This window comes from Staphylococcus warneri, assembly GCF_900636385.1.
Classification (GTDB): domain Bacteria; phylum Bacillota; class Bacilli; order Staphylococcales; family Staphylococcaceae; genus Staphylococcus; species Staphylococcus warneri.
Genome location: NZ_LR134269.1, coordinates 1,554,933 through 1,579,636, shown reverse-complemented (window position 1 = coordinate 1,579,636; position 24,704 = coordinate 1,554,933). Strand labels below are relative to the sequence as shown.

The window sequence follows — 24,704 nt, the reverse complement described above, 5'->3', positions numbered from 1 at the left end:
ATGATTACTGATAAAAAGAAAAAGAAAAATAAATTCCTTCCTGATTTTGAGAAGCAGTCTATTTATTCATTAAGATACGATGAAATGCAAAATTGGCTTATCGAACATGGCCAACAAAAGTTCAGAGCAAAACAAATATTTGAATGGTTATACCAAAAACGTGTTGATAGCATTGATGAAATGACAAATTTATCAAAAGATTTAAGACAACTTTTAAAAGATAATTTTGCTATGACAACACTAACAACAGTGGTTAAACAAGAAAGTAGAGACGGTACAATTAAATTCTTATTTGAATTGCAAGATGGCTATACAATTGAAACGGTATTAATGCGTCATGAATATGGGAATTCTGTATGTGTAACAACACAAGTAGGTTGTCGTATTGGTTGTACATTCTGTGCCTCAACATTAGGTGGATTAAAGCGTAATTTAGAAGCTGGTGAAATTGTGTCACAGGTACTTACGGTACAAAAGGCTTTAGATGAAACAGAAGAACGCGTTTCTCAAATTGTTATTATGGGTATCGGCGAACCATTTGAAAATTATGATGAAATGATGGATTTCTTACGTATTGTCAATGATGACAATAGTTTAAATATTGGTGCACGTCATATAACTGTATCAACATCAGGTATTATTCCTAGAATCTATGATTTTGCAGAAGAAGATATTCAAATTAACTTTGCCGTAAGTTTACATGGTGCCAAAGATGAAGTGCGTTCAAGATTAATGCCAATTAACAGAGCGTATAATGTTGAAAAGTTAATGGAAGCAATTGAATATTATCAAGAGAAGACGAATCGTCGAATTACATTTGAATATGGATTATTCGGTGGTGTTAATGATCAATTGGAACATGCAAGAGATCTAGCACATCTTATTAAAGGGTTAAATTGTCACGTAAATTTAATTCCTGTAAACCATGTTCCTGAAAGGAATTATGTTAAAACACCTAAAGATGACATTTTTAAATTTGAAAAAGAGTTAAAACGTTTAGGAATCAATGCTACAATAAGACGTGAACAAGGGTCAGATATTGATGCAGCATGTGGTCAATTAAGAGCGAAGGAACGACAAGTAGAAACGAGGTAAGAGCAATGCTAAATGCACAATTTTTCACTGATACTGGACAACATAGAGATAAGAATGAAGATGCAGGTGGTATTTTTTATAACCAAACCAACCAACAAATGTTAGTATTGTGTGATGGTATGGGTGGTCATAGAGCTGGTGAAATTGCAAGTCAGTTTGTTACTTATGAACTACAAAAACGTTTTGAATCAGAAAACTTAATCGAAGAACATCAAGCTGAAGAATGGTTGCGTACAAATATTAAAGATATCAATTTTGATTTGTACAATTATGCCCAAGAAAACCCTAATTATTATGGTATGGGAACGACTTGTGTTTGTGCATTAGTATTTGATAAATCAGTTGTCGTTGCCAATGTGGGTGATTCTCGTGCATACGTTATAAACAGTAGACAAATCGATCAAATTACGAGTGATCACTCATTTGTTAATCATTTAGTGATGACAGGTCAAATCACAGAAGAAGAAGCTTACCGTCACCCACAAAGAAATATTATTACAAAAGTCATGGGCACTGATAAACGAGTATCACCAGATTTATTTATTAAGCGTTTAAAATTTTATGATTTCTTATTATTATGCTCTGATGGATTAACAGATTATGTTAGAAATGAAGAAATTCAAGAGGAATTAAAACAAGACGCATCATTAGAAGAGCATGGTGAACGAATTATGCGTGTCGCATTCGCACATGATTCAAAAGATAATATCAGTTTTATCTTATCAGCTATCGAGGGTGATAGAGTATGATTGATAAACTCATCAATGAACGCTACAAAGTCATCGATAAACTAGGCGGAGGTGGCATGAGCATTGTCTATCTTGCCGAAGATCTTATTCTTAAGCGCAAGGTCGCTATCAAAGCAATTTCCATACCTCCGAGAGAAAAGGAAGAAACACTGCGTCGATTTGAAAGAGAAGTTCATAATTCATCACAATTAGCACATAAAAATATTGTGAGCATGTATGATGTAGCCGAAGAGGATGACTGTTACTTTTTAGTGATGGAATATATTGAAGGGCCAACATTGTCTGAATATATTCAAAATCATGGACCTTTAAGTTTAGAAACCGCAATCCAATTTACACAACAGATACTTGAAGGTATCAAACATGCACATGATAATAGAATTGTACATAGAGATATTAAACCGCAAAATATTCTCATAGATAAAAATAAAACACTTAAAATCTTTGATTTTGGGATTGCTAAAGCCATAAGTGAAACGTCATTGACCCAAACAAACCATGTGCTCGGTACGGTACAGTATTTATCACCCGAACAAGCTAAAGGCGAATCAACTAACGAAGGTACTGATATTTATTCAATAGGTATTGTACTCTATGAAATGCTTGTTGGTGAACCACCATTTAATGGTGAAACAGCAGTAAGTATTGCCATTAAACACATTCAAGACACGATTCCCAATATCACTACTGAAAAGCGTGAAGAGGTACCACAAGCATTGAGTAACGTTGTACTTAAAGCAACTGAAAAAGATAGAGCTGATAGATATCGTACCATTCAACAAATGCGCGATGATTTAAGTAGTGTACTACACGAAAATCGTTCGAATGAAGAAAAATATGAGTTAGATCAAACGAAAACAAAGACAATGGCATTTTCAAAAGATGAGATTTCTAAAAAAATTGATGATACACCAAAAGAAAAAAATATCGAAGAGACAATGCAAATTCCAATTATGGATCAACCAGTCAATCATCAACAATTTCAAAGTATGGAGAGCCCAATTTATGAGCCACCTCGTAAAAAAAGCTCTAAGAAAAAGAAGTTTTTATTTGCGTTTATTTTTGCTTTATTGTTGATTGGTTTGATTGCCTTTGTCAGCATGGCTGTATTCGGTAGTAAATATGAGGAAATGCCAGATATATCAGGCAAAACTGAAAAGCAAACTGAGAAAATATTAAAAAATCATCATTTAAAAATTGGAGACATTTCAAGAGATTATAGTGATAAATATCCTGAAAACCAAGTGATTAAGTCACGACCAGGTAAGGGTGAACGTGTAGAACGTGGTGACAAAATTGATATTGTTTTATCAAAAGGCCCTGAAATGGTCAAAATGCCAAGTGTCGTTGGATTATCAAAAAATGAAGCACTGAATAAACTTGAAAAAGTAGGACTTAAAGATGTTGCAGTTGAACAAACCTATAATGCAAATACGCCAAAAGGTTATATTGCAAACCAAAATGTTGCTGCTAATAAACAAGTAAAATTAAATGATCATAATATAAAAATTTATGAATCATTGGGTGTTAGACAAGTTTACGTTAGTAATTATGAAAATAAATCATATTCTACAGCTAAAAAAGCACTTGAATCAAAAGGATTTAAAGTTAAAGTTTCTGAAACGTATAGTGATAGTGTCAAAAAGAACAATGTTATCTCACAATCACCTAAGAGTAAATCCATTGATGAAGGTTCTACAATTTCATTAGTGGTTTCAAAAGGTAAAGAGTCAGATTCGGATGACGAAAAATCTAAGGACGATGATTCGGATGACGCTTCATCCAAAGACGTAAAAAATTATAATGAATCTGTTGAAGTACCTTACTCTGGTAAAAAAGGGAAAAGTCAAAAAGTAGAAGTTTATATTCGAGATAAAGATAATGATGGTTCTAAGGCTACACAATCTTTTGAAATTAAAGATAATAAATCTATCAATATTCCAATGAAAATCCAAAAAGGTAAAACTGCTGGTTATACTATCAGAGTAGATAATAAAGTAGTTGCTGATAAAGATGTAGGGTATGATGATTAAATCTTTTCAATATAATACTATAGGTAAGACGATGAGTTGACGATGATACTCATCGTCTTTTTTTATACATAGAAAGATATATAAATAGTTATGATTTTGATATACTAATAACAGTAAAATAAAATTGAGAGGTGTCCTTTTGAAGACTGGTCGAATTGTAAAATTGATAAGTGGTGTTTATCAAGTTGATGTGAACGGCACTAGGTTTAATACCAAGCCTCGTGGCTTATTTAGAAAAAAGAAATTTTCACCAATTGTTGGCGATATCGTTGACTTTGATGTTCAAAATGAAACGGAAGGTTACATCCAGCATGTTCATGAAAGAGGGAATGCTTTAAAACGACCACCTGTCAGTAATATTGATACATTAGTAATAGTCATGAGTGCTGTTGAACCACAGTTTTCTACCCAATTGTTAGATAGATTCTTAGTCATAGCACATTCATATGGTTTAGAAGCTAGAATTTTAGTTACCAAAAAAGATATGGCTGACGACAATCAAATTGAAAAAATTAATAGTTATTTAGCTATATATGAAGAAATAGGTTATCCAACTCAATTCGTTGGTATCAATGATGATCAACATGCTTTGGTAGAAGAATGGGGAGAAGGTTTAATTGTATTAAGTGGTCAATCGGGCGTTGGTAAATCAACATTTTTAAATCGATTTAAACCTGAACTAAATCTTGATACTAATGATATTTCAAAATCTTTGAATCGTGGTAAACATACAACAAGACATGTTGAATTACATGAAACAGTCAATGGTTTTATTGCAGATACACCAGGGTTTAGTGCATTAGATTTTGATCATATTGATAAAGATGAACTTAAAGATTACTTTATCGAAATTGCACAATATGGAGAAGAATGTAAGTTCCGTAATTGTAATCATTTGAAGGAACCCAAATGTAATGTCAAAGAAGAATTAGATGTAGGGAATATTGCTCAATTTAGATATGAACATTATTTACAGTTATTCAATGAAATTTCAGAAAGAAAGGTACGATATTAAATGACAAAAGTATTACCTTCATTATTATCAGTAGATTTTTTAAATTTAAAGGATGAATTAGTTAAGCTTGAAGAAGCAGGTGTAGATGGCTTACATTTTGATGTGATGGATGGACAATTTGTGCCCAATATTTCTATTGGCATACCTATCTTAGACGCAGTTCGACAACAATCAAAGTTACCAATTGATGTTCATTTGATGATTGAAAATCCAGAACAATATATCGAATTATTTGCAGATCATGGTGCAGATTTAATATCTGTTCATTTGGAAGCGACTGCACATATCCACAGAGCTATCGAACAAATTAAAAACAAAGGCAAGAAGGCTGGCGTAGTGATCAATCCAGGAACACCAGTTAGCCAAATTTTACCTATTATCAATACAGTAGACTACGTTTTAATTATGACAGTAAACCCTGGATTTGGCGGTCAATCATTTATTGAAGATTGCGTGGATAAAGTACTGGAATTAAATACTTTGAAAAATGAGAAGCAACTTACTTTTGATATTGAAGTTGATGGTGGAATTAATGCAGAGACTGCCGAAGTTTGCGTTAAAAATGGAGCTACGATGTTAGTGACAGGTTCATACTTCTTCAAACAAGATGATTATCAAGCAGTTACACAAAAGTTAAAGGGCTGATTGAAATGAAAATCAATTTATTGTGCTCAGATAGAAATATTCCTAAAAATCTATTTCAACATCATAATCAAGAAGCATGGGCTGGTATAGATAGGGGAGCATTGATTTTAATTCAGAATCAAATCGATCCTGTGTTTTCTGTGGGGGATTTTGATTCTGTTAATAATCAAGAGCGTCAACTTTTAGCAACACAATTGAATATTCATCCTGTTAAAGCTGAAAAAGATGATACAGATTTAGGCTTAGGTGTTGCTCAAGCTGTTGAAGAAGGGTATCAAGATATTCATATATATGGCGCTACTGGTGGTCGATTAGATCATTTTATGGGTGTGGTTCAAATTTTGTTAAAATCAGAATATATTCATAAAGGCATCAATTTTAAAATAATTGATGAGCAAAATGAAATTATATTACTGACTTCTGGTATGTACACTATTTCACCACATACTCATTATCAATATGTTTCTTTCATACCTGTGAGTGGAGAACCTGTATTATCGTTGGCAGGATTTAAATATAATTTGGATAAGGAAAAGTTGGTAAGAGGATCTACATTAACTATATCTAATGAAGTTGAAAATCCAAATGCAAAAATCGAAATTCAGAATGGACTTGTGTTACAAATTAGAAGTAAAGATTTGTAGTATAAAAAAAGAACTTAAAGGATATCCTTTAAGTTCTTTTAAAATATGTCCTCCACATAAGGACTATTTATATGTGCATTATATTTATTAAACTCTAGTAACTTTACCAGATTTTAAAGCACGTGCAGAAACCCAAACTTTTTTAGGTTTTCCGTCAACAAGAATTCTAACTTTTTGAAGGTTAGCGTTCCATCTGCGTTTGTTCGCATTTAAAGCGTGTGAACGATTATTACCAGTCGAAGCTTTACGACCTGTTACGTAACATTGTTTACCCATGAAAGTACCTCCTTTAATAAATATAAATACACGTCACTACTTATATACTTTATTAAGATACCACAATTGTTTAGGATTGGCAATAAATAATTATATAAATCATGAATTATATACGCAAACACTTGATAAATTATGATATAATTGTAAGCTGTGGAGTAATATAGTATGATACTTTAAAGAAATAGGAAATTTAAACATTAAAAATTCGAACGAATTAGTAATAATAATTAATGCAGACTAGCAAAGAGATTGCTTATCTATATAAGTTAAGAAACACATAACTTTATTTTTCAGGAGGAATATTAATATGACATTAGAAATTTCAAATGATTACGGTAAAATTGATATTTCGAATGAAGTCATCGCCTCAGTTGTAGGTGGAAAAGCTGTTGAATGTTACGGCATTGTTGGTATGGCATCTAGACAGCAAGTAAGAGATGGCATCGCAGAAATTTTAGGCCATGAGAATTATGCAAGAGGCATTAAAGTTCGTGAAGAGGACGGAAATGTTGATATAGACATGTATATTATAGTAAGTTATGGTGTGAAAATTTCAGAAGTGGCGAACAATGTTCAGTCAACTGTTAAATATACATTAGAGTCAACGCTTAATGTAAAAGTGAATTCAGTTAATATCTTTGTACAAGGTGTTAGATTAAACCAAACGGGCAAAAAGATTTAGGAGGACAACGTGAAATGATTAGCAAAATCAATGGTAAATTATTTGCCGATATGATTATACAAGGGGCACAAAATTTATCTAATAATGCAGATTTAGTGGATTCGCTTAATGTATATCCAGTTCCAGATGGAGATACAGGGACAAATATGAATCTCACAATCACTTCTGGTCGTGAAGAAGTTGAAAATAATTTATCTCAAAACATTGGAGAACTAGGCAAAACTTTCTCCAAAGGTTTATTAATGGGTGCAAGAGGGAACTCTGGCGTTATTTTATCTCAATTATTTAGAGGATTCTGTAAAAATATCGAGACAGAATCTGAAATTGATGCACAACAGTTAGCTGAAAGTCTTCAAGCAGGTGTTGAGACAGCTTACAAGGCTGTAATGAAACCAGTTGAAGGGACAATTTTAACCGTTGCTAAAGATGCAGCGCAAGCAGCTATGAATAAAGCTGAGTCATCAAAGGACTGTGTTGAAATCATGGAAGCGACGATTGAAGCTGCTGAGAAATCATTAGACAATACACCAAACCTACTTGCAGTATTAAAAGAAGTAGGTGTTGTTGATAGTGGTGGTAAAGGACTATTATCTGTTTACGAAGGATTCTTAAAAGGTTTAAACGGTGAAACGGTTGAAGCTAGTAAGCCTAAATTAGATACAGATACATTGGTTAATGACGAACATGATTTTCATGGTGTAATTAATACAGAAGATATAGTATACGGATATTGTACAGAAATGATGGTACGTTTTGGTAAAGACAAGAAAGAATTTAAAGAAGACGAATTCCGTCAAGATATGAGCGAATTTGGAGATTCATTATTAGTGATTAATGATGATGAGATTGTGAAAGTACATGTTCATACCGAGTATCCTGGACAAGTATTTAATTATGGTCAACAATACGGTGAATTAATTAAACTTAAAGTTGAAAATATGAGAGAGCAACATCGCGAAGTAATTAAAAAAGAGGCAAATAATCATAAAAATGATGAGCCACAAACTGTAGAAACAGCTATTATTACTATTTCTATGGGAGATGGAATCTCGGATTTATTCAAATCAATGGGTGCTACACATATTATCAGTGGTGGGCAAACAATGAACCCGTCTACAGAGGATATAGTAAAAGTCATAGAACAATCAGAATGTAAGCGTGCGATTATATTACCTAATAATAAAAACATTTTAATGGCAAGTGAACAAGCCGCAGAAATCGTTGACGCAGAAGCAGTAGTGATTCCTACTAAGTCTGTTCCTCAAGGTATTGCAGCTTTATTCCAATATGACGAAGGTTCATCATTAGAAGATAATAAGAGTCATATGGTTACTGCACTAGATGTCGTTAAATCTGGCTCAGTTACATTTGCAGTTAGAGACACTAAAATTGATGGTGTTGAAATTAAAAAAGATGAATTTATGGGGCTTGCAGAAGATAAAATTATAACAAGTGATGCTGATCAATTTACCGCTACTAAACAATTGTTAGAAGCAATGCTTTCTGAAGATAGTGAGATTTTAACAATTATTGCTGGTGAAGATGCAAATCAACAAACAACAAATCAACTTGTTGAATGGATAGAATCTACGTATCCAGATGTTGAAATTGAAAATCATAACGGTCAACAACCTATATATCAGTATTTATTTGCTGTTGAATAAATATATTTCATAAATAAGACGAGATTGAAAGTATAATCAGAAGGATACTCTGATTACTTCTATCTCGTTTTATTTTTGTTAATAATCAAAACATAGAGAATCATTAGTTTGGTGTCTATAAAATAATTATGTTAACTTAAAAACTCCAAAGCGTTTTAATCAACCAATGAAGTAACTAAATGGTAGAATGAATGTATTATTTAAATAACGTAACATATTAAAGATTAATACATAATAAGGTGATCGAATATGGCGAAAGTCAATTTAATAGAAAGTCCTTATCCGTTGAATCAAATTAAAGGGATAGGACCAAAGCGTTTAGCTGTATTACAAGAATTAAATATTAATACTGTAGAAGATCTCATACTATATCTACCAACGCGTTATGAGGACAATACTGTAATAGATTTAAACGAGGCAGAAGATCAAAGTACTGTAACTGTTCAAGGTGAAGTTTATTCCTCACCAACAGTAGCATTTTTTGGTAGAAACAAATCTAAACTAACCGTACATATTATGGTAAATCAAATAGCAGTCAAATGCGTCTTTTTTAATCAACCTTATTTAAAAAAGAAAATTGAATTACATGGTACTGTGACAGTTAAAGGAAAATGGAATCGTTCAAAACAAGAAATAAACGGCAATAGAATGTTCTTTAATCAACAGGACAATCTTAACGATACCCAATTAGAGCCTGTTTACCGTATTAAAGAAGGTATTAAACAAAAACAATTGCGTGATCATATTCGTCAGTCTTTAAATGATGTGGTGATACATGAATGGTTATCAGATGAGCTCAGAAATAAGTATAAATTAGAAACTTTAGAATTCACACTTAATCATCTACATCATCCCCAAGGTAAACAAGACTTGCTTAGAGCAAGACGTACTTATGCATTTACAGAATTATTTATGTTTGAATTACGCATGCAATGGTTGAATCGTCTAGAAAAGGCGTCAGACGATGCTATAGAAATTGAGTATGATATTCAAAAGGTAAAAGCATTTATTGATAGTCTACCGTTCGAATTAACGGATGCCCAAAAGACGAGTGTTAATGAAATATTTAGAGATTTAAAAGCACCTATTCGCATGCATAGATTATTACAAGGAGATGTAGGATCAGGCAAAACGGTTGTAGCTGCGATTTGTATGTATGCTTTAAAAACAGCAGGATATCAATCAGCACTTATGGTACCGACAGAAATACTTGCCGAACAACATGCTGAAAGTTTAATTCAATTATTTGGTGACACAATGAATGTTGCTTTATTAACAGGTTCAGTAAAAGGTAAAAAGCGTCGTATTTTATTAGAACAACTTGAAAATGGAACGATTGATTGTTTAATTGGGACACATGCTTTAATACAAGACGATGTTACCTTTGATAATGTAGGTTTAGTGATTACAGATGAGCAACATCGTTTCGGTGTGAATCAACGTCAGCGATTAAGAGAAAAAGGTGCAATGACCAATGTCTTGTTTATGACGGCAACACCCATTCCTAGAACTTTAGCAATATCAGTGTTTGGAGAAATGGACGTTTCATCTATTAAACAGTTACCTAAAGGTAGAAAACCAATTATTACGAGTTGGGCTAAGCATGAGCAATATGAACAAGTGTTAACTCAAATGACAAATGAATTAAAAAAAGGAAGACAAGCATATGTTATTGTCCGCTTATTGAGAGCTCAGAACATTTAGAAGATGTACAGAATGTGGTAGAACTATTTGAATCTTTACAACAATATTATGGTGAAAATAAAGTAGGTCTATTACACGGTAAACTAAGCAATGAAGAAAAAGATGAAGTCATGCACCGTTTTAGTGAACATGAGATTGATATTTTAGTTTCAACAACAGTGGTTGAAGTAGGCGTTAACGTACCAAATGCAACATTTATGATGATTTATGATGCGGACCGCTTCGGGTTATCAACTTTACATCAATTACGTGGACGAGTAGGAAGAAGCGAACATCAAAGTTATTGTGTACTGATTGCTTCACCCAAAACTGAAACTGGAATCGAAAGAATGACAATTATGACTCAAACAACAGATGGATTTGAATTGAGTGAACGAGATTTAGAAATGCGAGGACCTGGCGATTTCTTCGGTGTAAAGCAAAGTGGTTTACCAGATTTCTTAGTTGCGAACATTGTGGAAGATTATCGAATGTTAGAAGTAGCAAGAGATGAAGCTGGTGAATTAATTCAATCGGGTGAATTTTTCAATTCCAATTATGATCATCTCAGACATTTTATCGAAGATAATTTACTTGATATGAGCTTTGATTGATAGAATTCTTCCTTTCAAAAATGAGGAATTTAATTAGCAATAAATAAATTTATATATGTATTATAGTTAATTGTTGAGGGATTGAAATAGAAAGTGTTATGATATGTGAGGAATGTTTAAGACTTGGTACTAAAATGAGGGGTGAGAAAGTGAAATTAAAGAAAAATGAACGTAGACAGGCGATTCAGCAAGCCATTGAAAACAACCCCTTTATCACAGACAATGAACTGTGTGAAATGTTCCAAGTGAGTATTCAAACAATTCGACTTGATCGAACACATCTGAATATTCCAGAATTAAGAAAACGAGTAAAATTAGTAGCAGAACATAATTATGATCAAATTAAATCGATTGAGGCTAATGAAATTATAGGTGATTTAGTTCAATTGAAACCCAATGATACAGCTACTTCGATGATTGAAATTACAAGCGATTCCGTTTTCTCTAAATCACAAATTGCGCGTGGCCACGTTTTATTTGCACAGGCAAATTCCTTGTGTGTCGCACTTATACATAATCCGACGGTTTTAACACAAGAAAGCGATGTTAAATTTCTGGATAAAGTTAAATTAAATGATACAGTGAAAGCAGTAGCAAACGTAATCAATCAAACGAACAAACATTATTTAATAGAAGTAAATTCTTATGTGAAAGATAAATTAGTTTTTAATGGTAAATTTAAAATGTTCTATATAAGTGAGGATGAATTAAATGGTTAAAATTGCAGTAGATATGATGGGCGGAGATGACGCACCTGGAATCGTACTTGAAGCTGTTAAAAAAGCTGTTGACGATTTTAAAGATTTAGAAATCATCTTATTCGGTGATCAAGAGCAATATACATTAAATCATGGACGCATCGATTTTAGACATTGCACTGAAAAAATCGAAATGGAAGATGAACCAGTACGTGCAATTAAACGTAAAAAAGATAGTTCAATGGTTAAAATGGCCGAAGCAGTTAAATCTGGTGAAGCGGATGGATGTGTATCAGCTGGTAATACAGGTGCATTAATGTCAGCAGGTTTATTCATTGTTGGACGTATTAAAGGTGTATCAAGACCAGCACTAGTGGTTACTTTACCTACGATAGATGGTAAAGGGTTTGTATTCTTAGACGTAGGTGCTAATGCAGATGCTAAACCAGAACATTTATTACAATATGCACAGTTGGGTAATATCTATGCACAAAAAATTAGAGGTATCAAACAACCATCAGTCTCATTATTGAATATTGGTACAGAAGCAGCTAAAGGTAATACGTTAACTAAGAAAACTTATGAGTTAATGGAAGCGCAAAATGACTTTAATTTTACTGGTAATGTTGAAGCAAAAACTTTAATGGATGGTAACGTAGACGTCGTCGTTACAGATGGTTTTACAGGAAATATGGTTCTTAAGAACTTAGAGGGTACTGCTAAATCAATTGGTAAAATGTTAAAAGAAACATTACTTAGTAGCTTCAAAAATAAAATAGCTGCCTTAGTACTAAAAAAAGACTTAAATCAATTCTCTCAAAAAATGGATTACTCAGAGTATGGTGGTTCAGTATTATTAGGTTTAGATGGTACAGTTGTTAAAGCACATGGAAGTTCAAATGCTAAAGCGTTTTATTCAGCTATCCGTCAGGCTAAAATTGCGGGAGAACAACAAATTGTACAAACAATGAGAGAAACGGTAGGTGGAACTAATGGGTAAAACAGCAATTATTTTCCCAGGTCAAGGTGCACAAAAAGTCGGAATGGCACAAGATTTATATAATGTAGATGGAAAAGCTACAGAAGTATTAAATAAAGCACAAGAATCAGTAGATTTTGATTTATTGGAAACTATGTTTACAGATGAAGAAGGTAAATTAGGTGAAACTGAAAATACACAACCAGCTTTATTAACGCACAGTATTGCATTATTAGAAGCTTTAAATCATATCGATGCAGATTATACTATGGGTCATAGTTTAGGTGAATATTCAAGTTTAGTGGCAAGCGGTGTTTTATCATTTGAAGATGCCGTTAAGATTGTTCGTAAACGTGGTGAGCTTATGGCACAAGCATTCCCTAATGGTGTAGGTAGTATGGCTGCTGTTTTAGGTTTAGACTTTGATGACGTTGATAAAATTTGTAAAGATTTATCAACAGAAGACCAATTAATTGAACCAGCTAATATAAATTCACCTGGTCAAATCGTTGTCTCAGGTCATAAAACATTAATTGATGAATTAGTTGAAAAAGGTAAATCATTAGGTGCAAAACGTGTATTACCATTAGCTGTTTCTGGACCGTTCCATTCTTCAATGATGAATGTTATAGAAGAAGATTTTGCGGCATATATTAATCAATTTGAATGGCATGATGCTAAGTTTCCAGTCGTTCAAAATTACAATGCTGAAGGCGAAACGGATGCTGAGGTTATCAAATACCATATGGTAAAACAATTATACTCACCAGTTCAATTTATCAAATCAACTGAATGGTTAATCGAACAAGGTGTGGATCACTTTATTGAAATTGGTCCAGGAAAAGTATTATCTGGTTTAATTAAAAAAATTAATAGAGACGTAAAATTAACATCAATTCAAACACTTGAAGATGTGAAAGGATGGAATGAATAATGGCTAAAAATGCTTTAGTAACAGGGGCTTCACGAGGTATTGGTCGTAGTATTGCAATTCAATTAGCTGAAGAAGGTTATAATGTTGCAGTCAATTATGCAGGTAACCAAGATAAAGCAGAGGCAGTCGTTTCAGAAATTAAAGAAAAAGGTGTCGAAAGCTTTGCGATTCAAGCGAATGTTGCTAACGGTGACGAAGTAAAAGCAATGATTAAAGAAGTTGTGAGTCAATTTGGTTCTATTGATGTATTAGTTAATAATGCAGGTATTACACGTGATAATTTATTAATGCGTATGAAAGAACAAGAATGGGATGATGTGATTGATACTAACTTAAAAGGTGTATTCAATTGTATCCAAAAGGTTACGCCTCAAATGTTAAGACAACGTAGTGGTTCAATTATTAATTTATCAAGCGTAGTAGGAGCGGTTGGTAATCCAGGCCAAGCGAACTATGTAGCTACTAAAGCAGGTGTGGTAGGATTAACTAAATCTGCTGCACGTGAATTAGCATCACGAGGGATTACTGTAAATGCTGTTGCACCTGGTTTTATTGTTTCTGATATGACTGATGCTTTAAGTGATGAGTTGAAAGAACAAATGTTAGATCAAATTCCTTTATCACGTTTTGGTGAAGATACGGATATCGCTCATACTGTTGCATTCTTAGCTTCAGAAAAAGCAAAATACATTACTGGTCAAACGATTCATGTAAATGGCGGTATGTACATGTAGGAGAATACCTACATGTTGCGAATGTACAGGATCTAGCAGTTGACTGTCCACTCATGTCAAAAGCCATGATTGAACTAGTCAACCTTGCGGGTGCAAGACAACGAAATCTATAGAATTTCTGTCTTGCAACCAAATTCTACTTGTATTTTATATTCTAAAATGGGAAAATATAATAGTCTATGGATAGACGCTTTTAAAGGAGGTGAATCGACGTGGAAAACTTCGATAAAGTAAAGGATATCATCGTTGACCGTTTAGGTGTTGATGCTGATAAAGTAACTGAAGATGCATCTTTCAAAGATGATTTAGGCGCTGACTCACTTGATATCGCTGAATTAGTAATGGAATTAGAAGATGAATTTGGTACTGAAATTCCAGATGAAGAAGCTGAAAAAATCAACACTGTTGGTGATGCTGTTAAGTATATCAATAGTCTTGAAAAATAATAAACCTATATCTGAGTCGTCATTGTGTCGGCTCAGATTTTTTCTTTTGTTTTGGTGCGATTTCACGTAAAATTAGAGTTAACATATCATAAATTAAGGAGGTATATTTAATGACCAATCATAAAAAGACAGAAATGATTAACCGTTTTCGAGAGCAATTTGCACAGAAAATGCATGAACTAGGTTTTGAATATAATAATATAGAATTGTACCAACAGGCATTTTCTCATTCTAGCTTTATTAATGATTTTAATATGGATCGCTTAGACCATAATGAAAGATTAGAATTTTTAGGTGATGCGGTATTAGAATTGACGGTCTCACGTTATCTATTTGATAAACACCCAGATTTACCTGAGGGTAATTTAACAAAGATGAGAGCAACTATCGTATGTGAGCCTTCACTTGTAATATTTGCAAATAAAATAAAGTTAAATGAGCTGATTTTATTAGGAAAAGGTGAAGAGAAGACAGGTGGTAGAACACGACCTTCACTTATTTCTGATGCATTTGAAGCATTCGTTGGCGCCTTATATTTAGATCAAGGATTAGATATAGTGTGGGACTTTGCAGAAAAAATTATATTCCCATATGTAGAAGATGATGAATTAGATGGTGTAGTCGATTTTAAAACACAGTTCCAAGAATTTGTGCACAGACAAAATAAAGGTGATGTTACTTATCGCTTAATCAAAGAAGAAGGTCCAGCACACCACCGTTTATTCACATCAGAAGTTATTTTAGAAAAGCAAGCTGTTGCAGAAGGACAAGGTAAAACTAAGAAGGAGTCTGAACAAAAGGCAGCTGAACGTGCTTATAAACAAATGAAGAATAAATAGTAATTTATAAATTAACATATCGTCTTAATTGAAATCATTAATATCAATTAAGATTAAACTTTAAAGGAAGATGTAACGTTAATAACTTTGCATCATATATTAAGTTGATTGTACAGATATGGATCAACTAGGATTTGGATAAGGAGAATAACATGGTTTATTTAAAATCAATAGACGCCGTAGGATTTAAATCATTTGCAGACCATACTGATGTGCAGTTTGATAAAGGCGTAACAGCTATTGTTGGTCCAAATGGTAGCGGTAAAAGTAATATTACGGATGCAATCAAATGGGTATTAGGCGAACAATCAGCGAAATCACTTCGTGGTTCTAAAATGGAAGATATTATCTTTTCAGGTGCTGAACATCGTAAACCTCAAAATTTTGCAGAAGTAAAATTAAAGTTAGATAATCATTCAAAGAAATTACAAATAGATGCAGAAGTGGTAGAGGTTACGCGACGTCTTTATAGAAGTGGCGAAAGTGAATACTATTTAAATAATGATCGTGCTCGTTTAAAAGATATCATTGATTTATTTTTAGATTCTGGTTTAGGTAAAGAAGCGTTCTCAATCATATCTCAAGGTAGAGTGGATGAGATTTTAAATGCTAAACCGATTGATCGTAGACAGATTATTGAAGAATCAGCAGGCGTTTTAAAATATAAAAAACGGAAAGCAGAATCTGTGCAAAAATTAGATCAAACTGAAGATAATTTGTCACGTGTAGAGGATATTCTTTATGATTTAGAAGGAAGAGTTGAACCTTTAAAAGAGGAAGCAGCGATTGCCAAAGAATATAAACAATTGTCATCTGAAATGAAAAAAAGCGATGTGATTGTGACTGTTCATGATATTGATCAATATACACAGGATAATGGTCAGTTAGATGAACAACTCAATGATTTAAAAAGTAAGCAAGCGAATAAAGAGGCTGAACAAAGTCAAATTAACCAATTGTTACAAAAGTATAAAGGTCAAAGACAAGAACTAGATCAAAATATAGAACAATTAAATTATCATTTAGTAAAAGCTACTGAAGAATTTGAGAAGTATTCTGGTCAACTTAATGTGCTTGAGGAAAGAAAAAAGAACCAATCTGAAACAAATGCAAGGTTTGAAGAAGAACAAGACAATTTAATGTCTCAATTAGACAATCTAAAATCCGAAAAAGACCAAGCTATACAAACATTAGACCAGCTAAAACAAAAGCAAAAAGAATTAAATAAAACGATACAAGCGTTAGAATCAAAGCTATATGTTTCCGATGAACAACATGATGAGAAATTAGAAGAAATTAAAAATAAATATTATACGTTAATGTCCGAACAATCAGATGTCAATAATGATATACGCTTTTTAGAACATACAATTAATGAAAACGAAGCGAAAAAATCGCGTTTAGATTCCAGATTAGTTGAAGCATTTAATCAATTAAAAGATATTCAAAATAATATTTCAAATACCGATAAAGAATATCAACAAGTTCAGAAAGACATGCATAATACTGAACAACAAATTAAAAATATCGAAAAACAATTAACTGAATCAAAGCAACTTCAAACAGAATTCGAAAATAAATTGTATCAAGCGTATCGATATAATGAAAAGTTAAAATCGCGAATTGATAGCCTCGCTACTCAGGAAGAAGATTACACTTACTTCTTTAATGGTGTTAAACATATACTTAAAGCTAAAGATAAAGAATTAAATGGTATTCACGGTGCAGTTGCGGAAATTATAGACGTTCCTTCTCAATTAACACAAGCGATTGAAACTGCTTTGGGCGCATCATTACAACATGTCATTGTAGAAGATGAAAAAGATGGTCGTCAGGCGATACAATTTTTAAAACAACGTAGTTTAGGGCGTGCCACTTTCCTACCTTTAAATGTTATTCAACCTAGATATTTGGCTACAGATATTAAATCAACAGCACAAGCTTCTGAGGGCTTTGTTAACATTGCTTCAGATGCTGTAAAAGTATCTTCTAAATATAAAAATATCGTAGAAAATTTACTAGGTAATACTATTATTGTAGATGATTTAAAACATGCGAATGATTTAGCAAGATCGATTCGTTATCGTACAAGAATTGTGACACTTGAAGGCGATGTTGTTAATCCAGGTGGTTCCATGACTGGTGGGGGTGCCCGCAAAACTAAAAGCATCTTAACACAAAAAGATGAGCTCACAACTATGCGTCACCAATTAAAAGATTATCAGAAGCAGACACACGAGTTTGAGAAACAATTCCAAACACATCAAGCGCAATCTGAAAAGTTAAGTGAAACATACTTTGAGTTAAGTCAAAGTTATAATAATTTAAAGGAAAAAGCACATGGCTATGAGTTAGAGCTTGATCGTTTGAAGAAACAAGAAACGCATTTAAAAGATGAACATGAAGAGTTTGAATTTGAAAAAAATGATGGTTATCAAAGTGATAAAAGTAAAGCAACACTTGAGCAAAAACAGCATCATCTTTCAGAAATTCAAGCACAACTTAAACATTTAGAAGAAGATATAGAAAAATATACCAAGCTATCTAAAGAAGGAAAAGAAACGACGACTCAAACTCAGCAACAATTACATCAAAAGCAATCCGATCTAGCAGTTGTCAAAGAACGAATTAAAGGACAACAGCAAGAAATCGAACGCTTAGATAAACAATTGGAAAGTACAGAACAACAACTTGATACAGTTAAAGAGAAAATTCAATTATTCAATTCAGATGAAATGATGGGTGAACAAGCTTTTGATAAAATCAAGTCACAAATTGCTGATAAAGAACGAACACGCTCTGAATTAAATGAACAACTTGATCAAATGAAGCAACAACGAGTTGACTTAAATCAGATGATTGAAGACAATGATAGTAAGCTACAAGAATGTCATCAAGATTTATTATCTATCGAAAATCACTATCAAGATATTAAAGCTAATCAATCTAAATTAGATGTACTCATTAATCATGCGATTGATCATTTGAATGATGAATATCAACTTACTGTTGAGCGTGCACGTTCGCTCTATGACAATGAAGACGATATTGATCAGCTACGTAAAAAGGTTAAACTAACTAAGATGTCAATTGACGAATTAGGTCCTGTTAATTTGAATGCGATTGAGCAATTTGAAGAATTAAATGAACGATATACATTTTTAAATGATCAAAGAACAGATTTAAGAGAAGCTAAATCCACTTTAGAACAGATTATCAATGAAATGGATAAAGAAGTAGAAGACAGATTTAAAGAAACGTTCCATGCTGTTCAAAGTCACTTTAGTGATGTCTTTAAACAACTATTTGGTGGTGGGCAAGCTGAATTACAATTAACAGAAAATGATTATTTAGCAGCGGGTGTCGATATTATTGTTCAACCTCCAGGTAAGAAACTACAACATTTATCTTTATTAAGTGGTGGAGAGCGCGCATTAAGTGCAATTGCTTTATTATTTGCTATATTAAAAGTAAGATCTGCACCATTTGTTATATTAGATGAGGTAGAAGCGGCACTTGATGAAGCCAATGTGATTCGATACGCACAATACCTCAATGAATTATCTGATCAAACACAATTTATCGTTATTACACATCGTAAAGGCACGATGGAATTTTCAGATCGACTTTACGGTGTAACAATGCAAGAATCAGGAGTATCAAAGTTAGTGAGTGTTAACCTAAATACAATAGATGAGGTTATGAAGGAGGAAGAAGCATGAGCTTTTTTAAACGCTTAAAAGATAAATTTTCAGGACCAAGAGGAGAAGATATTGAAAAGGAATTATCTAGTGAAGAGGTTTCAGATGACCCTTCCAAACAGATGGATGAGGAACAACATACATCTCAACATGAACTAGAAGAAGATAAACCTAAAAAGAAACCTAGAAAATTAAGTGAAGCGGATTTTGATGAAGATGGCTTAATTTCGATTGAAGACTTTGAAGAGATAGAAGCACAAAAAATTGGTGCGAAATTTAAAGCTGGTTTAGAAAAATCTAGAGAAAATTTCCAAGAACAGTTAAATAATTTAATAGCGCGATATAGAAAAGTTGACGAAGAATTCTTCGAAGCATTAGAAGAGATGTTAATTACAGCCGATGTTGGTTTTAATACAGTGATGCAATTAACTGAAGAACTTCGTGCTGAAGCACAACGTCGTAACATTCAAGAAACAGAAGATTTACGTGAAGTTATCGTTGAAAAAATTGTCGAAATTTATCACCAAGAAGATGATAAATCAGAAGCAATGAATCTTGAAGATGGACGTTTAAATGTTATTTTAATGGTCGGTGTTAATGGTGTAGGTAAAACGACGACGATTGGTAAATTAGCTTACCGTTACAAAATGGAAGGTAAAAAAGTCATGCTTGCTGCAGGTGACACATTTAGAGCAGGTGCTATCGAACAATTAAAAGTTTGGGGAGAACGAGTTGGCGTAGAAGTTATAAGTCAAAGTGAAGGTTCAGATCCAGCCGCTGTAATGTATGATGCAATCAATGCTGCTAAAAATAAACAAGTAGATATTTTAATTTGTGATACTGCAGGTCGTTTACAAAATAAATCTAATTTAATGCAAGAATTAGAAAAAGTAAAACGTGTTATTGGTAGAGCTGTTCCAGACGCACCGCATGAAGCATTACTTTGCTTAGACGCTACAACAGGTCAAAATGCATTATCACAAGCTCGTACATTCAAAGAAGTAACGAATGTTTCTGGTATCGTATTAACTAAATTAGATGGTACTGCTAAAGGTGGTATCGTATTAGCAATCAGAAACGAACTTAAAATACCTGTTAAATATGTAGGTTTAGGTGAGAAGTTAGATGATTTACAACCATTCAACCCAGAAAGCTATGTTTATGGATTATTTGCTGATATGATTGAACAAAATGAAGAGATTCCAGATGAATTAGCAGAATCTCCATCTGATAATGGAGATGCATCTCATGAGCCAAAATGATTTAGTAAAAACACTACGAATGAATTATCTTTTTGATTTTTATCAATCTTTGCTGACTGATAAACAAAGAAACTACTTAGAATTATTTTACTTACAAGATTATGCATTAAGTGAAATTGCTGATACTTTTAATGTGAGTAGACAAGCAGTTTATGATAATATAAGAAGAACTGGCGATTTAGTAGAAGATTATGAAACTAAATTAGGATTATACAAAAGGTTTGAACAACGACGAGATATTTATGACAAAATGAAACAATCTCTTGATAAACCAGAATTATTAAAGCAATATATAGATCAATTAGAAGAATTAGAATAGTGATAAAAAGAGGAGGGAATAATTATGGCATTTGAAGGATTGTCGGATCGCTTACAGGCATCAATGCAAAGAATGCGTGGTAAGGGTAAAGTTACAGAAGCAGATATCAAGGCAATGATGCGAGAAGTTCGTCTTGCGTTATTAGAAGCCGACGTTAACTTTAAAGTCGTAAAGGATTTCGTCAAAACTGTATCAGAACGAGCATTAGGCTCAGATGTGATGCAGTCATTAACACCCGGACAACAAGTGATTAAAATTGTTCAAGATGAATTAACGAATTTAATGGGTGGCGAAAATTCTACGATTAAAATGGCTAACAAACCACCAACAGTTGTTATGATGGTTGGTCTGCAAGGTGCAGGTAAAACTACAACTGCAGGTAAATTAGCACTTTTAATGCGAAAAAAATATAATAAAAAACCAATGTTAGTTGCTGGTGATATTTATCGACCAGCTGCCATTGATCAGTTACAAACAGTAGGTAAGCAACTAGATGTTCCTGTTTATAGTGAAGGAGATCAAGTTAAACCACAACAAATCGTTCAAAATGCATTAGCACATGCTAAAGAAGAACATTTAGACTTTGTCATTATCGATACAGCAGGTCGTTTGCATATTGATGAAGCATTAATGAATGAATTACAAGAAGTTAAAGAAATTGCTAAACCAGATGAAATTATGTTGGTTGTCGATGCAATGACTGGTCAAGATGCGGTTAATGTTGCACAATCATTTGATGAACAATTAGATGTAACGGGTGTGACATTAACTAAGTTAGATGGTGACACTCGTGGTGGTGCTGCATTATCTATACGTTCAGTAACTCAAAAACCAATTAAATTTGTAGGTATGAGTGAAAAACTTGATGGTTTAGAATTATTCCATCCAGAACGTATGGCTTCTCGTATTTTAGGTATGGGTGATGTTTTAAGTTTAATTGAAAAAGCGCAACAAGATGTTGACCAAGACAAAGCTAAAGATTTAGAAAAGAAAATGAGAGACTCTTCTTTCACATTGGATGATTTCTTAGAACAACTTGATCAAGTTAAAAATCTTGGGCCATTAGACGATATCATGAAAATGATTCCTGGTATGAATAAGATGAAAGGCTTAGATCAACTTAATATGAGTGATAAACAAATCGATCATATTAAAGCTATCATTCAATCAATGACACCTAGTGAAAGAGCGAATCCAGCGATGTTGAACGTTTCTCGTAAAAAACGTATCGCAAAAGGTTCAGGGCGTTCTTTACAAGAAGTCAATCGTTTAATGAAGCAATTTAATGACATGAAGAAAATGATGAAACAATTTACTGGTGGCGGTAAAGGTAAGAAAGCCAAACGTAGCCAGATGGAAAATATGTTAAAAGGTATGAACTTACCTTTCTAATATAATATTGTGGTTCCAACAGATATACGTCTGTTGGAATTTTTTCTTTTTATAAGAAAGAACGACTTACTTAATAAAATTTAAGTTAGTAACTAAAAAACAATTCATTTCGTGAGATTAATGAAAATGAAACGCTTGAGATAAATATCATGGACTAAATTTATATATTGCAGTAGCTGACTGGAAGAAAATACGCTTATTCAAAACGATTTTCTATCCTAGTCAGCCTTGCCGGGGTGAGACATCGAAATAAAAATTATTATTTCTGTCTCACTCCCATAACCAACACTAATTTTTCTGAAAGGGAGGGAACGCCTTAGCTAAAGCTAATGCATAACCAAATCTACAATTCATTCCATTAATTTAATAAAGATGAAACGCTTGAGACCAAGGCTCAAGCATAACCAACACTAATTTTTCTGAAAGAAAAAAGTGTTGGTAAAGCAAAATGTCTTTACAAAGTTTAGTATTCCTGTTATTATTTATTCTTGTAGAAAATAAAAATTGAAATGTTTAAAGGAGAGTTTTATAATGGCAGTTAAAATTCGTTTAACTCGTTTAGGTTCAAAAAGAAATCCATTCTATCGTATCGTAGTTGCAGATGCTCGTTCACCACGTGATGGTCGTATCATCGAACAAATCGGTACTTACAATCCAGCACACGTTAATGCTCCAGAAGTTAAAATTGACGAAGAATTAGCATTAAAATGGTTAAAAGACGGTGCAAAACCAACTGATACAGTTCATAATATCTTATCAAGAGAAGGTATTTTGAAAAAATTCGATGACCAAAAATACGCTAAATAATCATAGTCACTTGTGATGTGTTTATATATTTAGTTGAAAGGGCGCCATATATTGGTGTCCTTTTTTATTTTTAACAGAATGATAAAAATGCATGTATAACATATTAATCAATGATATAGTAAAACCATTAATTAACAATATATAAATATATAAGGAGGTTAGTCATTATGGAAGTCGAAGTAGGACAAATCGTCAATACCCATGGAATCAAAGGAGAAGTTAAAGTAAAATCTAACTCAGATTTTACTGATACACGTTTTCAACCAGGTGAAGTGTTAACAGCAAAATTAAATCAAATAGAAAAAGAATTAACTGTGACGTCTTATCGTACACACAAAGGATTTCATATGTTGAAGTTTGAAGGTATCGATAACATCAATGATATAGAATATCTTAAAGGTGCTTTATTATATCAAGAACGAGATCATGAAGACATTGAACTTGAAGAAAATGAATTTTATTATTCAGATATTATAGGTTGTACTGTATTTGACGATGAACAACAGCCAATCGGTCGCATCACTAGTATTTTTGAAACTGGTGCTAATGATGTGTGGGTTGTTAAAGGGGATAAAGAATATTTAATTCCTTACATAGCAGATGTTGTTAAAGAAGTGGATGTAGAAAATAAAACAGTTATCATCACACCAATGGAAGGATTGTTAGATTAATGAAAATCGATTATTTAACTTTATTTCCAGAAATGTTTGACGGGGTATTAAATCATTCTATTTTAAAAAGAGCACAAGACAAAGATATTATAAATGTGAATACTATCAATTTTAGGGATTATTCAGTAAATAAACATAATCAAGTAGATGATTATCCTTTTGGCGGAGGTCAAGGTATGGTATTGAAACCTGAGCCAGTGTTTAATGCGATGGAAGACATCAATAGGACCGATGATACTCGCGTTATATTAATGTGCCCTCAAGGCCGTCCATTTACGCAAGACATTGCTCAAGAATTAAGTGAAGCCAAACATATTGTGTTTATATGTGGTCACTATGAAGGTTATGATGAACGTATAAGAGAACATTTAGTAACTGACGAAATTTCCATGGGCGATTATGTATTAACAGGTGGGGAATTACCTGCAATGACGATGACTGATGCTATTGTTAGATTAATTCCAGGTGTACTTGGAAACGAACAGTCACACCAAGATGATTCATTCTCTGATGGGTTATTAGAATTTCCACAATATACTAGACCACGTGAATATAATGGAATGAAAGTGCCAGATGTTTTATTATCTGGAAATCATGCTCATATTGATCAATGGCGTCATGAACAAAAATTAATCCGTACTTTGAACAAGAGACCCGATTTATTAGAGCAATATGATTTATCGGATAAAGATAAAAAAATAATACAAACATACAAAAACCAATTGAAAAAAGACTAACGTTGTGCTAACATAATTTAAGTGTGAAAAAACACTAAAAATCACTATGATCCGCTGCTATACATTTGTCTAGGCAAGAACATAG

22 protein-coding genes and 1 pseudogene are annotated in these 24,704 nt (G+C 32.9%); 22 read left to right on the top strand and 1 reads right to left on the bottom strand.

Annotation, left to right across the window (positions count from 1 at the left end):
- From rlmN to EL082_RS07560, 6 genes are all read left to right on the top strand, one after another.
- Positions 1–1,095, top strand: coding sequence for a dual-specificity RNA methyltransferase RlmN (gene rlmN / locus EL082_RS07585; protein WP_002450591.1), 1,095 nt, complete (start codon positions 1–3; stop codon positions 1,093–1,095).
- Between the two features lie 5 nt (positions 1,096–1,100).
- Positions 1,101–1,844 carry a Stp1/IreP family PP2C-type Ser/Thr phosphatase gene (locus EL082_RS07580; RefSeq protein WP_015365092.1) on the top strand — a complete coding sequence of 248 codons (744 nt, stop codon included), beginning with the start codon at positions 1,101–1,103 and terminating at the stop codon, positions 1,842–1,844.
- Entirely contained in the window at positions 1,841–3,877 is a 2,037-nt protein-coding gene (gene pknB / locus EL082_RS07575) for a Stk1 family PASTA domain-containing Ser/Thr kinase (protein WP_002466906.1), read from the top strand. The genes EL082_RS07580 and pknB overlap by 4 nt, the downstream gene beginning before the upstream one ends.
- A gap of 139 nt (positions 3,878–4,016) precedes the next feature.
- Positions 4,017–4,892 carry a ribosome small subunit-dependent GTPase A gene (rsgA, locus tag EL082_RS07570; protein ID WP_002466914.1) on the top strand — a complete coding sequence of 292 codons (876 nt, stop codon included), beginning with the start codon at positions 4,017–4,019 and terminating at the stop codon, positions 4,890–4,892.
- Positions 4,893–5,537, top strand: coding sequence for a ribulose-phosphate 3-epimerase (gene rpe, locus EL082_RS07565; RefSeq protein WP_002466915.1), 645 nt, complete (start codon positions 4,893–4,895; stop codon positions 5,535–5,537).
- Between the two features lie 5 nt (positions 5,538–5,542).
- Positions 5,543–6,181 carry a thiamine diphosphokinase gene (locus EL082_RS07560; RefSeq protein ID WP_002466909.1) on the top strand — a complete coding sequence of 213 codons (639 nt, stop codon included), beginning with the start codon at positions 5,543–5,545 and terminating at the stop codon, positions 6,179–6,181.
- Positions 6,182–6,268: 87 nt separating this feature from the next.
- Here the strand turns inward: EL082_RS07560 and rpmB are convergent, their stop codons facing one another.
- On the bottom strand, positions 6,269–6,457 hold the full coding sequence (rpmB, locus tag EL082_RS07555; RefSeq protein ID WP_002435210.1) for a 50S ribosomal protein L28: 189 nt from the start codon (positions 6,455–6,457) through the stop codon (positions 6,269–6,271).
- 307 nt (positions 6,458–6,764) lie between these two features.
- Between rpmB and EL082_RS07550 the strand changes: the two genes are divergently transcribed.
- From EL082_RS07550 to trmD, 16 genes and pseudogenes are all read left to right on the top strand, one after another.
- The gene (locus EL082_RS07550; protein WP_002466916.1) at positions 6,765–7,139 is read left to right on the top strand and encodes an Asp23/Gls24 family envelope stress response protein; all 375 of its coding nucleotides are present in this window, start codon (positions 6,765–6,767) and stop codon (positions 7,137–7,139) included.
- A 14-nt stretch (positions 7,140–7,153) separates the two neighbouring features.
- A complete protein-coding gene (fakA, locus tag EL082_RS07545) occupies positions 7,154–8,803 on the top strand; it encodes a fatty acid kinase catalytic subunit FakA (protein WP_015365091.1) in 1,650 nt (549 codons plus the stop codon).
- A gap of 249 nt (positions 8,804–9,052) precedes the next feature.
- Positions 9,053–11,100 (top strand): annotated as a pseudogene (recG, locus tag EL082_RS07540) (ATP-dependent DNA helicase RecG).
- Positions 11,101–11,249: 149 nt separating this feature from the next.
- On the top strand, positions 11,250–11,819 hold the full coding sequence (gene fapR, locus EL082_RS07535; protein ID WP_002466907.1) for a transcription factor FapR: 570 nt from the start codon (positions 11,250–11,252) through the stop codon (positions 11,817–11,819).
- On the top strand, positions 11,812–12,798 hold the full coding sequence (gene plsX, locus EL082_RS07530; RefSeq protein WP_015365088.1) for a phosphate acyltransferase PlsX: 987 nt from the start codon (positions 11,812–11,814) through the stop codon (positions 12,796–12,798). The genes fapR and plsX overlap by 8 nt, the downstream gene beginning before the upstream one ends.
- Positions 12,791–13,711 carry an ACP S-malonyltransferase gene (fabD, locus tag EL082_RS07525; protein ID WP_002466912.1) on the top strand — a complete coding sequence of 307 codons (921 nt, stop codon included), beginning with the start codon at positions 12,791–12,793 and terminating at the stop codon, positions 13,709–13,711. Before plsX ends, fabD begins: the two co-directional genes overlap by 8 nt.
- Complete coding sequence (fabG, locus tag EL082_RS07520; protein WP_015365086.1) at positions 13,711–14,445, top strand: 3-oxoacyl-[acyl-carrier-protein] reductase; 735 nt, start codon at positions 13,711–13,713, stop codon at positions 14,443–14,445. Before fabD ends, fabG begins: the two co-directional genes overlap by 1 nt.
- 212 nt (positions 14,446–14,657) lie before the next feature.
- On the top strand, positions 14,658–14,891 hold the full coding sequence (locus EL082_RS07515; protein ID WP_001830184.1) for an acyl carrier protein: 234 nt from the start codon (positions 14,658–14,660) through the stop codon (positions 14,889–14,891).
- A 110-nt stretch (positions 14,892–15,001) separates the two neighbouring features.
- A complete protein-coding gene (gene rnc, locus EL082_RS07510) occupies positions 15,002–15,730 on the top strand; it encodes a ribonuclease III (RefSeq protein ID WP_015365085.1) in 729 nt (242 codons plus the stop codon).
- A gap of 152 nt (positions 15,731–15,882) precedes the next feature.
- On the top strand, positions 15,883–19,452 hold the full coding sequence (smc, locus tag EL082_RS07505; RefSeq protein WP_015365084.1) for a chromosome segregation protein SMC: 3,570 nt from the start codon (positions 15,883–15,885) through the stop codon (positions 19,450–19,452).
- Positions 19,449–20,693, top strand: a complete 1,245-nt coding sequence (gene ftsY / locus EL082_RS07500; RefSeq protein ID WP_002466030.1) for a signal recognition particle-docking protein FtsY — start codon at positions 19,449–19,451, stop codon at positions 20,691–20,693. Before smc ends, ftsY begins: the two co-directional genes overlap by 4 nt.
- Entirely contained in the window at positions 20,680–21,012 is a 333-nt protein-coding gene (locus tag EL082_RS07495) for a putative DNA-binding protein (protein ID WP_002466066.1), read from the top strand. Before ftsY ends, EL082_RS07495 begins: the two co-directional genes overlap by 14 nt.
- A 24-nt stretch (positions 21,013–21,036) precedes the next feature.
- Positions 21,037–22,404 carry a signal recognition particle protein gene (ffh, locus tag EL082_RS07490; RefSeq protein ID WP_002450574.1) on the top strand — a complete coding sequence of 456 codons (1,368 nt, stop codon included), beginning with the start codon at positions 21,037–21,039 and terminating at the stop codon, positions 22,402–22,404.
- A 531-nt stretch (positions 22,405–22,935) separates the two neighbouring features.
- Complete coding sequence (rpsP, locus tag EL082_RS07485; protein WP_002466054.1) at positions 22,936–23,211, top strand: 30S ribosomal protein S16; 276 nt, start codon at positions 22,936–22,938, stop codon at positions 23,209–23,211.
- 167 nt (positions 23,212–23,378) lie between these two features.
- Positions 23,379–23,882 carry a ribosome maturation factor RimM gene (rimM, locus tag EL082_RS07480; RefSeq protein WP_002466057.1) on the top strand — a complete coding sequence of 168 codons (504 nt, stop codon included), beginning with the start codon at positions 23,379–23,381 and terminating at the stop codon, positions 23,880–23,882.
- A complete protein-coding gene (trmD, locus tag EL082_RS07475; protein WP_002466037.1) occupies positions 23,882–24,619 on the top strand; it encodes a tRNA (guanosine(37)-N1)-methyltransferase TrmD in 738 nt (245 codons plus the stop codon). The genes rimM and trmD overlap by 1 nt, the downstream gene beginning before the upstream one ends.
- Positions 24,620–24,704 lie beyond the last annotated feature (85 nt).

Bases quoted from the DNA above. Each gene is read 5' to 3' on its own strand.
- rlmN (WP_002450591.1), top strand. From the start codon at position 1: ATGATTACTGATAAAAAGAAAAAGAAAAATAAATTCCTTCCTGATTTT.
- EL082_RS07580 (WP_015365092.1), top strand. From the start codon at position 1,101: ATGCTAAATGCACAATTTTTCACTGATACTGGACAACATAGAGATAAG.
- pknB (WP_002466906.1), top strand. From the start codon at position 1,841: ATGATTGATAAACTCATCAATGAACGCTACAAAGTCATCGATAAACTA.
- rpe (WP_002466915.1), top strand. From the start codon at position 4,893: ATGACAAAAGTATTACCTTCATTATTATCAGTAGATTTTTTAAATTTA.
- EL082_RS07560 (WP_002466909.1), top strand. From the start codon at position 5,543: ATGAAAATCAATTTATTGTGCTCAGATAGAAATATTCCTAAAAATCTA.
- rpmB (WP_002435210.1), bottom strand. From the start codon at position 6,457: ATGGGTAAACAATGTTACGTAACAGGTCGTAAAGCTTCGACTGGTAAT.
- EL082_RS07550 (WP_002466916.1), top strand. From the start codon at position 6,765: ATGACATTAGAAATTTCAAATGATTACGGTAAAATTGATATTTCGAAT.
- fakA (WP_015365091.1), top strand. From the start codon at position 7,154: ATGATTAGCAAAATCAATGGTAAATTATTTGCCGATATGATTATACAA.
- plsX (WP_015365088.1), top strand. From the start codon at position 11,812: ATGGTTAAAATTGCAGTAGATATGATGGGCGGAGATGACGCACCTGGA.
- fabD (WP_002466912.1), top strand. From the start codon at position 12,791: ATGGGTAAAACAGCAATTATTTTCCCAGGTCAAGGTGCACAAAAAGTC.
- fabG (WP_015365086.1), top strand. From the start codon at position 13,711: ATGGCTAAAAATGCTTTAGTAACAGGGGCTTCACGAGGTATTGGTCGT.
- rnc (WP_015365085.1), top strand. From the start codon at position 15,002: ATGACCAATCATAAAAAGACAGAAATGATTAACCGTTTTCGAGAGCAA.
- smc (WP_015365084.1), top strand. From the start codon at position 15,883: ATGGTTTATTTAAAATCAATAGACGCCGTAGGATTTAAATCATTTGCA.
- ftsY (WP_002466030.1), top strand. From the start codon at position 19,449: ATGAGCTTTTTTAAACGCTTAAAAGATAAATTTTCAGGACCAAGAGGA.
- EL082_RS07495 (WP_002466066.1), top strand. From the start codon at position 20,680: ATGAGCCAAAATGATTTAGTAAAAACACTACGAATGAATTATCTTTTT.
- ffh (WP_002450574.1), top strand. From the start codon at position 21,037: ATGGCATTTGAAGGATTGTCGGATCGCTTACAGGCATCAATGCAAAGA.
- rpsP (WP_002466054.1), top strand. From the start codon at position 22,936: ATGGCAGTTAAAATTCGTTTAACTCGTTTAGGTTCAAAAAGAAATCCA.
- rimM (WP_002466057.1), top strand. From the start codon at position 23,379: ATGGAAGTCGAAGTAGGACAAATCGTCAATACCCATGGAATCAAAGGA.
- trmD (WP_002466037.1), top strand. From the start codon at position 23,882: ATGAAAATCGATTATTTAACTTTATTTCCAGAAATGTTTGACGGGGTA.